Origin of the sequence: Streptosporangium minutum (assembly GCF_002149035.1) — a bacterium.
GTDB lineage: Bacteria > Actinomycetota > Actinomycetes > Streptosporangiales > Streptosporangiaceae > Streptosporangium > Streptosporangium minutum.
Genome location: NZ_NGFP01000244.1, coordinates 1 through 14,235 on the forward strand (window position 1 = coordinate 1; position 14,235 = coordinate 14,235).

Annotated in this window: 14 protein-coding genes; 7 read left to right on the forward strand and 7 right to left on the reverse strand. The window is 73.2% G+C overall.

The genetic code is table 11. The annotated features are described in order from the left end of the window. The 6 genes from CA984_RS35615 to CA984_RS35640 form a co-directional block, all read left to right on the forward strand. Positions 1 to 1,060 (forward strand): DUF7847 domain-containing protein (locus CA984_RS35615; protein ID WP_086577819.1); only part of this gene is annotated, 1,060 nt, incomplete at its 5' end. Beyond that, positions 1,045 to 1,713, forward strand: a complete 669-nt coding sequence (locus CA984_RS35620; protein ID WP_086577810.1) for a DUF4129 domain-containing protein — start codon at positions 1,045 to 1,047, stop codon at positions 1,711 to 1,713. The genes CA984_RS35615 and CA984_RS35620, both read left to right, overlap by 16 nt. Then, positions 1,710 to 2,870 (forward strand): DUF4350 domain-containing protein, encoded by a 1,161-nt coding sequence (locus CA984_RS35625; protein ID WP_086577811.1) that lies wholly within the window; start codon positions 1,710 to 1,712, stop codon positions 2,868 to 2,870. The genes CA984_RS35620 and CA984_RS35625 overlap by 4 nt, the downstream gene beginning before the upstream one ends. Positions 2,871 to 2,943: 73 nt before the next feature. Next, positions 2,944 to 3,948, forward strand: coding sequence for an AAA family ATPase (locus CA984_RS35630; protein ID WP_242676357.1), 1,005 nt, complete (start codon positions 2,944 to 2,946; stop codon positions 3,946 to 3,948). A gap of 4 nt (positions 3,949 to 3,952) precedes the next feature. Beyond that, positions 3,953 to 5,320 (forward strand): DUF58 domain-containing protein, encoded by a 1,368-nt coding sequence (locus tag CA984_RS35635; protein WP_086577812.1) that lies wholly within the window; start codon positions 3,953 to 3,955, stop codon positions 5,318 to 5,320. Between the two features lie 135 nt (positions 5,321 to 5,455). After that, positions 5,456 to 6,145 (forward strand): MerR family transcriptional regulator, encoded by a 690-nt coding sequence (locus CA984_RS35640; RefSeq protein WP_086577813.1) that lies wholly within the window; start codon positions 5,456 to 5,458, stop codon positions 6,143 to 6,145. Here CA984_RS35640 and CA984_RS35645 read toward each other — a convergent pair. The 7 genes from CA984_RS35645 to CA984_RS35670 all read right to left on the reverse strand — a co-directional run bounded on the left by CA984_RS35645 (position 6,142) and on the right by CA984_RS35670 (position 13,201). Continuing rightward, a complete protein-coding gene (locus tag CA984_RS35645) occupies positions 6,142 to 7,137 on the reverse strand; it encodes a stage II sporulation protein M (protein ID WP_086577814.1) in 996 nt (331 codons plus the stop codon). The genes CA984_RS35640 and CA984_RS35645 overlap by 4 nt on opposite strands. Before the next feature lie 252 nt (positions 7,138 to 7,389). After that, positions 7,390 to 7,779, reverse strand: a complete 390-nt coding sequence (gene rbsD, locus CA984_RS35650; RefSeq protein ID WP_086577815.1) for a D-ribose pyranase — start codon at positions 7,777 to 7,779, stop codon at positions 7,390 to 7,392. Beyond that, entirely contained in the window at positions 7,776 to 8,765 is a 990-nt protein-coding gene (locus tag CA984_RS35655; RefSeq protein WP_207621156.1) for a ribokinase, read from the reverse strand. Before CA984_RS35655 ends, rbsD begins: the two co-directional genes overlap by 4 nt. After that, on the reverse strand, positions 8,765 to 9,712 hold the full coding sequence (locus tag CA984_RS49105; protein WP_341351748.1) for a substrate-binding domain-containing protein: 948 nt from the start codon (positions 9,710 to 9,712) through the stop codon (positions 8,765 to 8,767). The genes CA984_RS35655 and CA984_RS49105 overlap by 1 nt, the downstream gene beginning before the upstream one ends. A gap of 18 nt (positions 9,713 to 9,730) precedes the next feature. Further along, entirely contained in the window at positions 9,731 to 10,714 is a 984-nt protein-coding gene (locus CA984_RS49110; protein ID WP_341351749.1) for an ABC transporter permease, read from the reverse strand. Then, the gene (locus CA984_RS35665) at positions 10,698 to 12,224 is read right to left on the reverse strand and encodes a sugar ABC transporter ATP-binding protein (protein WP_086577816.1); all 1,527 of its coding nucleotides are present in this window, start codon (positions 12,222 to 12,224) and stop codon (positions 10,698 to 10,700) included. The genes CA984_RS49110 and CA984_RS35665 overlap by 17 nt, the downstream gene beginning before the upstream one ends. After that, positions 12,197 to 13,201, reverse strand: a complete 1,005-nt coding sequence (locus CA984_RS35670; RefSeq protein WP_086577817.1) for a LacI family DNA-binding transcriptional regulator — start codon at positions 13,199 to 13,201, stop codon at positions 12,197 to 12,199. Before CA984_RS35670 ends, CA984_RS35665 begins: the two co-directional genes overlap by 28 nt. 259 nt (positions 13,202 to 13,460) lie before the next feature. Here CA984_RS35670 and CA984_RS35675 point away from each other — a divergent pair. Continuing rightward, a partial coding sequence (locus tag CA984_RS35675) for an RDD family protein (protein ID WP_086577818.1) occupies positions 13,461 to 14,235 on the forward strand: 775 nt, incomplete at its 3' end.

The following is a 14,235-nucleotide window of genomic DNA, read 5'->3' on the forward strand; positions in this document are numbered from 1 at the left end:
CCCCCCGCCCCCGGCGATGCGGCCGGGGATCATCCCGCTCCGCCCGCTCGGCCTCGGCGACATCCTCGACGGCGCCATCAAGCTGATCCGCTCCAACCCCAAGACCATCCTGGGCCTGTCGGCGATCGTCGCCGCGCTCGGGGCGATCCCGGTGGCGATCGGCCAGGCCGTCGTGATCGGCGACCTGGGCGCCGGCATCGAGGACCCCGCCGTCCTGGAGAACTCGCAGGACATCGGCTTCCTCGCCCAGTACGGCGGGACGCTGATCTCCTACGCGGTGCAGTTCGTCGCGGTGACCCTGCTCACCGGCGTGCTGACCCGGATCCTGGGCCGGGCGGTCTTCGGCGGCAAGATGACCGTGGGCGAGGCCTGGAGGCTGACCCGCGACCGGGTGCCCACACTGTTCGGGCTGGTGGCCATCGGGTTGCTGGTCATGCTGCTCCCCATGGTCGTGGTCGTCCTGGTCATCGCCGGGCTGGGGGCGGCGGGGGCCAGTTTCGGGGCCCTGTTCGCCGTCGGCGCGCTGGCGATGCTGGGCTTCATCGCCTACGCCCTCTTCATCACCACCCGCCTGGCGCTGGCGCCGTCGGTGGCGGTGCTGGAGCGGCGCGGCGTCGTCGACTCCCTGCGCAGGTCCTGGAACCTGGTGGGCGGCGGTTTCTGGCGCACGCTCGGCATCCTGCTGCTGACCCAGCTCATCACGGCCCTGGTCGCCCTGGTGCTCTCCTTCCCCTTCAGCATCATGGCCTTCGTCGCCGGCCTGATAGGCAAGGGCTCCACCGGCTCGCAGATCGTCACGGCGATCCTGATCGCGGTCGGCGGCACCGTCAGCGCCATGATCACCTATCCGTTCCAGGCCGGGGTCAACGGCCTCCTCTACGCCGACCGGCGGATGCGGGCCGAGGCGTTCGACCTGGTGCTGCAGACCGCGGCGATCGAGCAGCAGCGTCAGGGCTGGGTGCACGCCTCCGCCGACGACCTGTGGGACCCGTCCGTCACGCCCGGCGGACCCGGCCGGTACGACCAGACCGGCCAGGGAGCTCCGTGGCACGACTCCTGACCCTCCCGGCGCCCCTGGCGTCCCCGATCCCGATCGACATCGACCGGGGCCGGGCCCGGCGCGAGGCGGTCGAGGAGCTGCTCAAGCCCGAATACGCCAAGGAATCCCTGATCGACCGCATCATGCGGGCCGTGAGCCAGTTCCTCGGCGACCTGCTGGACCAGGAGTCCGTGGGCGTCGTCGGCAGCGTGGCCGCGCGGGTCGTCCTGGCCGTGATCGTGATCGCGGCCATCGCCGCGGTGGTCACGATCGCGCGCAGGGCCACCCGGGGCGGTACGGTGCGCCAGGACGGGATCTTCGGAGACCGTCGCCGCACCGCCGCCGAGCACCGCGACGCCGCCGAGCGACTGGCCGCCGAGAGCCGGTGGGCCGAGGCCGTCCGAGAACGGCTCAGAGCCATCGCCCGAGACCTGGAGGACCGCGCCATCGTCGACTCCACTCCCGGCCGTACGGCGGGTGAGCTCGCCGCCGAGGCGGGGCGGGTGCTGCCCGCCTTCGCCGGGGAGCTGGCCGCCGCGGCCCGGGTGTTCGACGACGTGACCTACGGCGAGGTCCCGGGCACGGCCGAGGCCTACGGGGTCCTGCGCGACCTCGACGAGCGGCTGCGCACGGCCCGTCCCGTGCCCGCCGCCGCGAAGGCGGTGCCCTCGTGAGCCTCGCCGCCGCCCCCGGAACGGGGTCGACGTCCACCTCGCCGACCGCCGCCACCCTGTGGCGCGGCGGCCGGGGCGTCCTCCTGGTCGCGCTCGTCGTGGTCGCCGGAGCCGTGATCGGCGTGCTGCTCAGCGGTTCCGGAGGGGGAAGACCGCTCGACCCCGCCGACACCTCGCCGTCCGGCGGCAGGGCGCTGGCCCAGCTGTTGCGGGCCCACGGCGTGCAGGTCACCCGGGTCACCTCCGTCGCCGAGGCGGAGGCCGCCGGCTCCGGCGACCGCACGCTGCTGCTCAGCGACACCTCCTTCCTCAGCGAGGAGGAGGCCGGACGGCTCGGCGCGATCCCCGCCGACCTGCTCGTGGTCGGCGTGCAGCCGTACCAGGAGCTGATCACCCCGGGCGTGCGCGCCGCCAAAAAGGTGCGGGCACGCTCGCGCGAGCCCCGGTGCGAGCTGCGGGCCGCGACCATGGCGGGCAGCGCCTACCTGGGGGGCTCGTCCCTCACCGCTCCCTCCGGGGCCACCGGCTGCTACCCGGCCGACGGCAGGCCCACCCTGGTCAGCTACACCGACGAGGGCAGGACGATCACGGTCACAGGCGACGGCCAGTTCATGAGCAACCTGCGGCTGGCCGAGGACGGCAACGCCGCCCTGGCGATGAACCTCGCCGGGACCCGGCCCGCCCTGGTCTGGCTGGCGGCCCCCGAGACCGCCCCGCAGGCCACCGGTGAGCAGGGGCTCTACGACCTGATTCCCGGCGGGGTCAGATGGGCCGTGGTGCAGCTGGCCGTCGTGGTCCTCCTGCTGGCACTCTGGCGGGGCCGCCGGCTCGGCCCGGTGGTGGCCGAGCGGCTGCCCGTCGTGGTCAGGGCGGCCGAGACCGTGGAGGGCCGGGGCAGGCTCTACCGGGCCAGGCGGGCCCGCGACCGGGCCGCCGTCGCCCTCCGCACGAGTTTCGTCGACCGGGTCACCCCCCGGCTCGGCCTGCCGTCGGCGGCCGGGCCGGACGCGAAGGTCGAAGCGATCGCCGAACGCACCGGACAGGCACGCTTCCATGTGGGCGCCGCCCTGTACGGCCCGCCGCCGGCGGACGAGGCCGGGCTGGTAGCCCTGGCCGCATATCTGGACATGTTGGAGAGGCAGGTCAAAGAGTCGTGAGCGAGCGTAGCGAGCAGACCGTCGGGCACGGCGGCACGGTGCCGTCGGCGCCGGCAGAGGAGTCCTCGTGACCATGCCACCGGAGAACAGCGGCCTGGCGCAGACACCCCCGGTCGCCGAGACCACGCCCGGCGCGAGCGCCGCCCGGGAGGCGCTGGCGGGTCTGCGCGCCGAGGTCGCCAAGGCCGTCGTCGGCCAGGACGCCGTGGTCACCGGACTGGTGATCGCGCTGCTCTGCCGGGGACACGTGCTGCTCGAAGGCGTGCCGGGCGTCGCCAAGACCCTGCTGGTCAGGACCCTGGCGGCGGCGCTCTCGCTGGATTTCAAGCGGGTGCAGTTCACCCCCGACCTGATGCCGGGCGACGTGACCGGCTCCTTGATCTACGACGCGAAGACGTCGGAGTTCGAGTTCCGCCAGGGCCCGGTCTTCACCAACCTGCTGCTCGCCGACGAGATCAACCGCACGCCTCCCAAGACACAGGCGGCGTTGCTGGAGGCGATGGAGGAGCGGCAGGTCAGCGTGGACGGCAAGCCGCGCGGGCTGCCCGAGCCGTTCATCGTGGCCGCCACCCAGAACCCGGTCGAGTACGAAGGCACCTACCAGCTCCCCGAGGCGCAACTCGACCGCTTCCTGCTCAAACTGACCGTGCCGCTGCCGCCCCGCGACCAGGAGATCGCGGTGCTGGAACGGCACGCGCTGGGCTTCGACCCGCGCGACCTGTCCCACGTCAAGGCCGTGGCCACCATCGCCGACCTGGACGCCGGCCGCGCGGCGGTCAGCCAGGTGCACACCGGCCCCGAGGTGCTCGGCTACATCGTGGACATCGCCAGGGCCACCCGGCAGTCGCCGTCACTGCAGCTCGGCGTCTCGCCCCGTGGCGCCACCGCGCTGCTGGCCGGGGCACGGGCCTGGGCGTGGCTGTCCGGCCGCTCCTACGTGACCCCGGACGACGTCAAGGCGCTGGCCAGGCCCTCCATGCGGCACCGGATCCAGCTCCGCCCCGAGGCCGAGCTGGAGGGCGCGACCGCCGACGGCCTGATCGACGCCATCCTCGCCTCCGTCCCCGTCCCCCGCTGAGCCGATGGCACTGACAGGACGGGCCGCCCTGCTGGCCCTGCTGGGAACGCTGGCCGTGCTCTTCGCGCCACAGCCGGCGCCGGCCGTGGCCGGGGTGGCGCTGCTGCTCCTGGCGCTGATCGCGGTCGACCTGCTGCTGGCCGCGGGCGTGCGGCAGCTGCGGTTCACCCGCTCGGGCGACCGGCTGGTCCGGCTCGGCGAGTCCGCCACGGTCGAGCTGGTCGTGGAGAACCCCGGTCCCCGCCGGGCCCGGGGCCTGCTCAGGGACGCCTGGCCCCCCTCGGCCGGGACCGCGCCGCGACGCCTGCCGCTGGACGTGCCCGCCGGCGAGCGCCGCCGCCTCACCACGACGCTCACCCCCACCCGCCGGGGCGACCGCGAGGCGGTCACGGTCACGGTGCGCACGCTGGGCCCACTGGGCATCGCGGCCCGCCAGGGCTCCCACAGGGTGCCGTGGTCGGTGCGGGTCCTGCCGCCGTTCCTCAGCCGCAAACACCTGCCCGCCAAGCTGTCCAGGCTCAGGGAGCTGGAGGGCCAGCATCCGTCGATGGTCAGGGGGCAGGGCACCGAGTTCGACTCGCTGCGCGAGTACGTGGCCGGCGACGACGTCCGTTCGATCGACTGGCGGGCCACCGCCCGCCGCAACGACGTCGTGGTCCGCACCTGGCGGCCGGAGCGCGACCGGCGGGTCCTGATCGTCCTGGACACCGGCCGCACCTCGGCCGGCCGGGTCGGCACGGCCCCCGTCCCGCTGGCCGGTGAGATGCCCGGGACCGGCGGCCTGTACGGCGGGGCGGCGGTCGTACCGGGCTGGCCCCGGCTGGACTGGTCGATGGACGCGGCGCTGCTGCTGGCCGCGCTGGCCGCCCGCGCCGGGGACCGGGTGGACTTCCTGGCCTACGACCGCGCGGTGCGCGCCTGGGTGTCCGGCGCCAGCCGTACCGAACTGCTGTCATCGCTGGTCAACACCATGGCGCCGCTGGAGGCCGAGCTCGTCGAGGCCGACTCGGCCGGCATGGTCGCGGCCATTCTGGCGCGGGCCAAGCGGCGCAGCCTGGTCGTCGTGCTGACCGACCTGAACGCGGCGTCGCTGGAGGAGGGGCTCCTGCCGATGCTCCCCCAGCTCTCCTCGCGGCACCTGGTGCTCCTCGCCGCCGTCTCCGACCCGCAGGTGGCCGCGATGGCGGCCGGTCGCGGCACACCGGAGCTGGTCTACAACGCGGCGGCCGCCGAACACCAGAACGCCGCCCGGCGCAGGATCACCGCCCGGCTGCGCCGCCAGGGGGTGGAGGTCGTGGACGCCGCCCCGGAGCAGATCGCGCCCGCCCTGGCCGACGCCTACCTCGCGCTGAAGGCCGCGGGCCGCCTCTGACCGTCCCCCGGCGCCCGGAGATCCGCCCGGGAGCGGCGTCCACGACCGGCACCGCCGTGCCTTCAACGGTATCGTTGAACCTTCTATGTGAACTTAGGTGGCATCTCCCGCTGTTGACGAGGACCTACCTTCAAAATGCGGTTGCGACCCATCGATCTGGCGCGCGAGCACGGCCTGTCCACGCAGGCGGTGCGCAACTACGAGGAGGCGGGGATCCTGCCGCCGGCCGAGCGCTCGCCGCACGGCTACCGCGTCTACGCCCCGCGCCACGCGGCGGCGTTGCGGACGTTCCTGGCGTTGATCCCCGCGCACGGCCACGCGACCGCGGGGGCGATCATGCGGGCCGTGAACGGCGGCGCGGCGGAGGAGGCACTGCGGCTGATCGACGAGAGCCACGCGGAACTGGCCGGCGACCGCCACACGCTGGAGGCCGTGGAGCTGGCGCTGCGCGACCTGGCGCCGCCGCGTGAGCTGGAGCCGGGTGTGACGTTCATCGGGCCGCTGGCGCGCAGGCTCGACATCCGGCCGGCGACGTTGCGCAAATGGGAGCGGGCCGGGCTGATCGTGCCCCGGCGCGACCCGCGCACCGGCTACCGCGTCTACACCTCCGCCGACGTGCGCGACGTGCTACTGGCCCACCAGCTGCGGCGGGGCGGGCACGGGCTGGAGCAGATCGCGCGGGTGCTGGAGCGGGTGCGGGCGGCGGGCGGACCTGAACCGCTGCAGGCGACGCTGCGGGAGTGGCGCGACCGGCTGACGGCGCGGGGCCTGGCGATGCTGGCGGGCGCGGCCCTGCTCGGCGCCTATCTGGAGCCGCGGCGCTAGCCGGCGCTCGGTGCGAGATCGGGGGCCCGCTCCAGGTCTCCCGTCTCCTGGGCGGCCAGCGCCCGGCGGCCGAAGAAGAACACGTAGGCGAGGAAGGCCGCCTCCGCGACCACTCCGATGCCGATCCGCGCCCAGGTGGGCAGGCCCGACGGGGTGACCAGCCCCTCGATCAGGCCGGAGACGAACAGCACCACGACCAGGCCGAGGGCCACGCTCATGACGGCCCTGCCCTGCTCGGCGAGGGCCTCGCCGCGCTTTCTGGGACCGGGGTCGACGACCGTCCAGCCGAGACGCATGCCGACCGCCGCGGCCAGGAACACCGCGGTCAGCTCCAGCAGGCCGTGCGGGGTGATCAGGCCGAAGAAGATGTCCAGCTTGCCGCGCGAGGCCATCAGCCCGGCGGAGACGGCCACGTTGAGCGCGTTCTCCCACAGGATGTAGGGGATCGGCAGGCCGAGCAGGACGGCCATGATGATGACCTGCATCGAGACCCAGGCGTTGTTGACCCAGACCTGCCCGGCGAACGAGGCCGCGGGGTGCTCCGAGTAGTAGTCGGCGAAGTCGTGGTCGACGAGCTGGGTGATCTCCTCGGGCGTGCCGATCGCGGCCTGGACGGCGGGGTCGCCCGCCACCCAGACGGCGACGACCGCGGAGACCAGGACGAACGCGGCGGTCGTGCCGAGCCACCACCAGCGGGCCCGGTAGGCGACCACCGGGAAGGAGACGGCGAAGAAGCGGATGAACTCCCGCCAGGCGGGGGTGTGCGCGCCGGTCACCGCCGAGCGGGCCCGGGCGACCAGCGCCGACAGCCGGCCCACCAGGATCGGGTCGGCCGATCCCGAGCGCACGATGGACAGGTGCGTGGCGACCCGCTGGTAGAGGTCGACCAGTTCGTCGGTCTCGGCGCCGTTCAGCGACCTCCGGCGCCGGACGAGGTCCTCCAGGCGGTCCCAGGCCTGCCGGTGCGCGCTGACAAAGACGTCGATGTCCACGCAGGAAGCGTATCCACATCCGCGCTCACGCCGGGATGCCCGGCCCCGGGAGGGCCCGTCCTCCCACGACCGGACCCGCCCCGTGAACACGACCGGGCTTTCCCGGTGAGCACGACCGGGCTTTCCCGGTGAGCACGACCGGACCCGCCCCGTGAGCGCGACCGGGCTTTCCCGGTGAGGAGGACGGCGACCGCCGCGGACCCGGCCGCGCGGGTGCGCGGCCGGTCCGGGAGGGACCGCGGGGCCGTACGGTCAGAACGCGACCCCGCACCGCAGGAGCACGTTGGCGTACGGCCGCGCCTCGCCGGTCCGCACGATCAGCCGGCTGGAGCGGGACAGGTGCTTGAGCTCGCTGTGCGGGATGTAGGTCAGGCCGGGCAGCCGGGCGGCGAGCAGGGCGTCGCACTCGGCGTTGGCCGTACGGACCTCCCGCGCCGCGGTGGCGCCCTCGACGACGAGTTCGGCGAGGATGCCGTCCAGCACGTCGGCGAACGCCGGGATGCCGGGCAGGAAGGCGAGGTCGACGACCTCGACTCCGGGGGGCAGCGGCATCCCGCTGTCGCAGACGAGCAGCTCGTCGGTGTGGCCGAGGCGGGCGAGCCCGCCGGACAGGGCCGCGTTGAGGATTCCCGCGCGCTTCACAGGGCCTCCAGATCCTCCGGGTACGGATAGGAACTCTGCGCGCCGGGCCTGCGCACCGAGGCGGCGCCCACCCGGACCGCGAAGGCGGTGGCGGCGGCCAGGTCCTCGCCGCCGGCCAGGCGCCAGGCCAGTGCCCCGGTGAACGCGTCACCGGCGCCGGTGGTGTCGACGGCCTCCACCCGGGGACTCGGCACCTCCGTCACCCCGTCCGGCCCAGCGACGACCGCGCCCCCGGCCCCCAGCGTGAGGACCACCGAGCGGGGCCCGAGCGCGAGCAGGGCCCGCGCCTGCGGGCCTGGGGCGCCGCGCCGCCCGAGCAGGACCGCGGCCTCGTGTTCGTTGACGACGAGCGGGTCGCAGACCGCCAGCAGCTCGTCGGGGACCACGGCCGGAGGCGACAGGTTGAAGACCACCCGCGCCGCCGTCCGTGCGGCGGCCAGGACCGTGGCGAGAGGGCTCTCCAGTTGCAGGGAGACGACCCGCGCCGAGGCCAGCAGGCCGGCCGCCGCGGCGATGTCCTCCTCGCTCAGCCGCGCGTTGACCCCCGGTGACACGATGATGCTGTTGTCCCCGTCCGCCCCCACGGTGATCAGGGCGACGCCGCTCGGCCCCGGGGTCTCGACGAGGTGGTCCAGCCCCACACCGTCACCGGCGAGCGCCTTGCGCAGGAACTCGCCGTTGCCGTCGGAGCCGATCCTGCCGAGCAGTGCCACGCGGGCGCCGAGCCGGGCCGCGGCGACGGCCTGGTTGGCGCCCTTCCCTCCGGGATGGGTGACCAGGTCTGAGCCGATCACGGTCTCGCCGGGCGCGGGACGGCGGTCGACGCGGACCACCAGGTCGGCGTTGACCGAGCCGACGACGATCATCTCGTACGGCCCCGCCCCGTCCTCCCCGCCGCGCCCGTACGGCCTCGCTCTGTCCTTCCCGTCGTGCCCGTGGGCGTCCTCGGGAGGGACGGGCTCGACGGCGCCGCCGTGAACGGTCATCACGAACCCGCGAACTCTGCGACGTTGTCCTTGTTCACGGCCTTGACCGGCACGGCCACCGTGGCCTCGATCTTCTCGCCCTTGGCCGCCTTGATCGCGCCCTGTACGGCCTGCTGGCCGAGGAGCTGCGGCTGCTGGGCGATGCTGGCGTTCAGCGTGCCGGCTTGGATGGCCTTGAGCCCGTCCGGGGTGCCGTCGAAGCCGACGACCTTGACTTCCTTGCCCGCCTTCGCGCCCAGCGCCTTGACGGCGCCGAGGGCCATCTCGTCGTTCTCGGCGAACACACCGGTGATGCCGGGGTTGGACTGGACCAGGTTGGTCATGACGTCCAGGCCCTTGGTCCGGTCGAAGTCGGCGGGCTGCTGGGCGACCACCTGGATGTCCGGGTAGGCCTTGATGCCCTCGGTGAAGCCCTGGCCGCGGTCGCGGGCGGCGGAGGTGCCGGGGACGCCCTGGAGGACGGCGACCTTGCCCTTCTCGCCCATCTGCTTGGCCAGCTCCTGAGCCGCCAGCTTGCCGCCGGCGACGTTGTCGGACGCCACGGTCTGGGCCACGGTGGCGCCGTTGACCACGCGGTCGACGGCGATCACCGGGATCTTGGAGCGCTCGGCGGCCTTCACCGCGGGCCCGGCGGCGTCGGAGTCGACCGGGTTGATGATGATCGCCTTCATGCTCTGGCTGGCGAAGTTCTGGATCTGGTTCACCTGCTGCGAGGCGTCGTTCTGGGCGTCGGTGACGGTCAGCGCGACGCCCTGCTTCTTGGCCTCGTCCTCGGCGCCCTTTCGGAGCTGGACGAAGTAGGGGTTGTTCAGGGTGGAGACCGACATGCCGAGCTTGATGTCTCCCGCGGCCGCTCCGGCCCCTTCCGAGGAGGAGCCCGAGCCGCAGGCCGTCAGGCCCAGGGCGAGTGCGGCGCCGGCCGCGATGACGGTGATGGTGCGTTTCATGGTGTTCCCCCGGTGGTTTCAGTTGGTTCCGCGGCGGCGCAGGGTGTCGAGCAGGACCGCGAGCGCGATCACCACGCCGATCACGACCTGTTGCCAGAAGGCGGAGACGGACAGCAGGTTGAGGCCGTTGCGCAGCACCGCGAGGATGAGCGCGCCGACGAAGGTGCCGAAGGCCCGGCCCTTGCCGCCGGACAGGCTCGCCCCGCCGATGACGACGGCGGCGATGGCGTCCAGCTCGTAGCCGGCGGCCGCCTGGGGCTGGGCCGAGGCCAGCCGGCTGGCCAGGACGATGCCCGCGACCGCGGCGAAGAGCCCGGCCAGGGCATAGGTGATGAGCTTCTGCCGGTTGACGTTGATGCCGGAGAGCCGGGCGGCCTCCTCGTTGCCGCCGATGGCGTACATCGCGCGCCCGCTGTAGGTCCGGCTCAGGATCACGGCCGTGATCAACCCCATGATCAGCATGACGACGACCGGGACCGGCAGGTAGTCGCCGATGGTGTCGCCCAGGTGCGAGACCGCCTCCGGCATCGCGATCGGGCTGCCCTGCGAGATCACCAGGGCCAGGCCGCGGGCGACGCCGAGCATGGCCAGCGTGGCGATGAACGGCGGCAGCTTGCCGTAGGCGATCAGGGCGGCGTTGACCAGCCCGCACGCGAGGCCGACGGCGAGGGCGATCACGGTGGCCAGCGGCCATGGCAGGCCCGCGTCGGTCGCGGTCCAGGCCAGCACGATCGCCGACAGGGCCGCGACGGAGCCGACCGACAGGTCGATGCCGCCGGTGATGATGACGAAGGTGGCGCCGAAGGCGAGGATCGCGGTGACCGCCGCCTGCACGCCCACGTTGAGCAGGTTGGTCACCGTCAGGAAGTCGCCCGACAGCAGCGACAGCGCCACCGCGAGCACGACCAGCGCGACCAGCGCGCCGTTCTCGCCCAGCCAGACGGCGGCCGGCGGTTTCCGGCCGGGGGGCTTGCGCTGCAGCACGTTAGTGGACACGAGCATCCTCCACCTCGGTCACGGCCAGGGCCATCACCGAGTCCTGTGTAGCCTCACCGGCGGCGAGCTCCCCGACGAGCCTGCCGCGGGCCATCACCAGGACGCGGTCGCTCATGCCCAGGATCTCGGGGAGATCGCTGGAGATCATCAGCACCGCGTGCCCGGAGGCGGTGAGCGAATTGATCAGTTGATAGATCTCGACCTTGGCCCCCACGTCCACGCCCCGTGTGGGCTCGTCGAGGATGAGCACGCTCGCCTCGGCGAGCAGCCACTTCCCGATGACGATCTTCTGCTGGTTGCCGCCCGACAGCGTGCGGACCTCCTGGCCGAGGCCGCTCATCCGCACGCCGAGCTGCCGGGCCACCTCGGCGGCGGCCCTGCGCTGTCCCGGCCTGTCGACGAACCCGCCGCGGCTGGCCCGCCGAAGCGTGACCAGGCCGAGGTTCTCCCCCACGTCGGCGCCGAGCACCAGCCCCTGGCCCTTGCGGTCCTCGGGGACCAGGCCGAGGCCCGCCTCCATGGCGGCGTGCACGTCGCCGCGGGCCAGCGGGCTGCCGTTCACCAGGACCTCGCCGGAGTCGTAGGCGTCCGCGCCGAAGATCGACCGCGCGACCTCGGTGCGGCCCGCGCCGACCAGTCCCGCCAGGCCCACGACCTCTCCGGCGCGCACCTCGAAGGAGACGTCGGCGAACTCGCCCTCCCTGCGGAGCCCCCGCACCTGCAGGAGCGGTCCGCCCGGCGCCGCCGGCTCCCGGGGGTACTGCTGGTCGATGGGACGGCCGACCATGAGCCTGACCAGCTCGTCCTCGGGGGTGGTCGCCGGCACCTCGGCCACCGAGCTGCCGTCCCGCAGCACGGTGACGCGGTCGCCGATCTGCGGGATCTCCTCAAGGTGGTGGGTGATGAACACGATCGCCACCCCCTGGTCGCGCAACTGCCGGACGATGTCGAACAGCCGCTCGACCTCCGTCGTCGTGAGCACGGCGGTCGGCTCGTCCATGATGAGCACGCGGGCGTTCAGGCCCAGCGCCTTGGCGATCTCGACCATCTGCATGCGCGCGATGCCCAGCTTCGCCACCGGGGTGCGCGGGTCGACGTCGACGCCGACCCTCCGCAGCAGATCCCCCGCCTGCTCGTGCATCCGCCTGGTGTCGACGAAGCCGAAGCGGCGGGGAGGGCGTCCCAGGGCGAGGTTCTCACCGACGGTGAGCTGGGGAACCAGGTTGAACTCCTGGTAGATGGTGGCGATGCCCAGTCTCTGCGCGTCGCTCGCGGTGCGGATCTCGACCGGCGCCCCGTCGACCAGGATCCGCCCTCCGTCGGGGTGGTAGGCCCCGGAGAGCATCTTGATCAGCGTGCTCTTGCCCGCGCCGTTCTCCCCGAGCAGGACGTGGACCTCGCCGGCCCGGAGGGTGAAGTCGACCCCGTCCAGCGCGACCACGCCCGGGAACTCCTTGCGCAGGCCTTCGACCCGGAGGATCTCGTCGTTCAAGAGACGTCCCTTCCTTCCCCGCATGATTGGCGGACCACCAGTACGGCGGGCAGGGACACCGACTCGGCGGGCCGCCCGCCGAGGCGGTCGAGGATGACCCGCACACCCCGCTTGCCGAGCTCGGCGGCAGGCTGGCTGATCGCGGTGATCGCCGGGTTGACGTGCGGAAACCACGGCACGTCGTCGAATGACGCCAGTGCCACGTCCCCGGGGATCCGCAGGCCGCGCGCCCGTATCTCGTCCAGCGCGCCCAGGGTCATCAGGTTGTCGCCCGCGAAGATCACCTGGGGCGGCTCCGGGAGGTCGAGGAGCCTGGCGGTGAGGGTTCGGCCGCTGCCGGACCGGAAGTCGCCCGCCTGGACGTACTCCGGGTGGACCTCCAGGCCGTGCTCGGCCATCGCGGCGAGGAAGGCGCCGGTCCGCTCCCGGCCCGTGGACAGCCGGGCGGGGCCCGAGATGAAGGCGATCCGCCGGTGCCCGAGCTGCCGCAGATGGGCGACCAGCGCCCTGATCGCGTCGGTCCCGTCGGCCCGGACCGACGGCACGTGCACCCCGGGGAGCGTGCGGTCCAGGAAGACCAGCGGCCCGCCGGCCCGCGCGACCTCCTCGACCAGCGGCGTGACCTCGGCGGTGGGGCAGATCAACAGCCCGTCCACCCGCTGCTCCAGGAGGGTGCGCACGTAGTGGTCCTGTTCCTCGGCCCGCTCGTCGGCATTGCCGATGATCACGGTATAGCCGGCGGCCCGTGCCGCGTCCTCGACCGCTCTCGCCAGTTCGGCAAAGAATGGGTTGGCGATGTCGCCGATGATCAGCCCGAGGGTCTTGGTCGCCTCGGTGCGCAGCGAACGCGCCACCGCGTTGGGGACGTAGCTGAGCTCTCTCATCGCGGCGTAGACCCGGGTCCGGGTCTCCTCCGTCACCGACGGGTTGTCGTTGAGGACCCGGGAGACCGTGGCGACGGAGACGCCCGCGTGTGCGGCCACGTCCTTGATGCGTGCCATCAGCCCTCCATGTAATCGATTACATCAGGTTATGTAATCGATTACATGGATGTAAACAGCACGTTAAGTGACCTGCGTCACACTCCTGGTGCTCGCGTGGCCCACCACGCTTCCCCTGCGGGCCGGGTGACCCGGCGGCCGGATCCCGGAGGCGGCGGCAACCCGGAGACGGGACGGCGCGGACACCCGGGCGCACGGGCGGCGGCCGGCGGGCACGCGGGCAGGGAAAGCCGGTCGCGTCACCGGTAGGGTTCTGTGTGTGTCCGATGTCGTAACCGGCGAGGCCGTTGTCGTCGAAGTCCGGGTCGCCCAGTTGCCGAGCAGAGCGGCGGCGCTGCTCATCGACATCGCGGTCCAGCTCGTGACGCTGTTCGGGGCGTCCTTCGTGGTCGGCGCCCTGGCCTTCACCGCCGACGAGGCCCTGCTGACGATGATCTACATCGCGCTCACCGTGCTGGTGCTCGTCGGCTATCCGGTCATCTTCGAGACGCTCTCCCGCGGCCGCAGCCTGGGCAAGCTCGCCCTCGGGCTCCGGGTGGTCAGCGACGACGGCAGCCCCGAACGGTTCCGGCAGGCCCTGTTCCGCGGGCTGGCCGGAATGCTGGAGTTCTGGACGCTCAGCGGCGCGCCCGCGCTGATCAGCTCGCTGATCTCGGAGAAGGGCAAACGGCTCGGCGACATCTTCGCGGGCACCATCGTGATCTCCGAGCGCGGCCCCGGGCAGTACGGCCCGCCGCTGGAGATGCCGCCGCAGCTCGCCGCGTGGGCCGCGACGCTGGAGCTGTCACGGCTGCCCGAGGGGATCGCCGCCACCGCGCGGCAGTACCTCACCCGCTGGCACGACCTGTCCCCCGCGGTCCAGCACGAGATGGGCGCGCGCATCGCCACCGAGATGTCGGCCTTCGTCTCACCGCCCCCGCCTCCGGGCGTGCCGCCGTTCGCCTACCTCACCGCCGTCCTGGCCGAGCGCCGCCGCCGTGACCACGCGCGGCTGGCGTTCCAGGCAGGCGCCCCGCAGCGGCCCGCCCCGACGC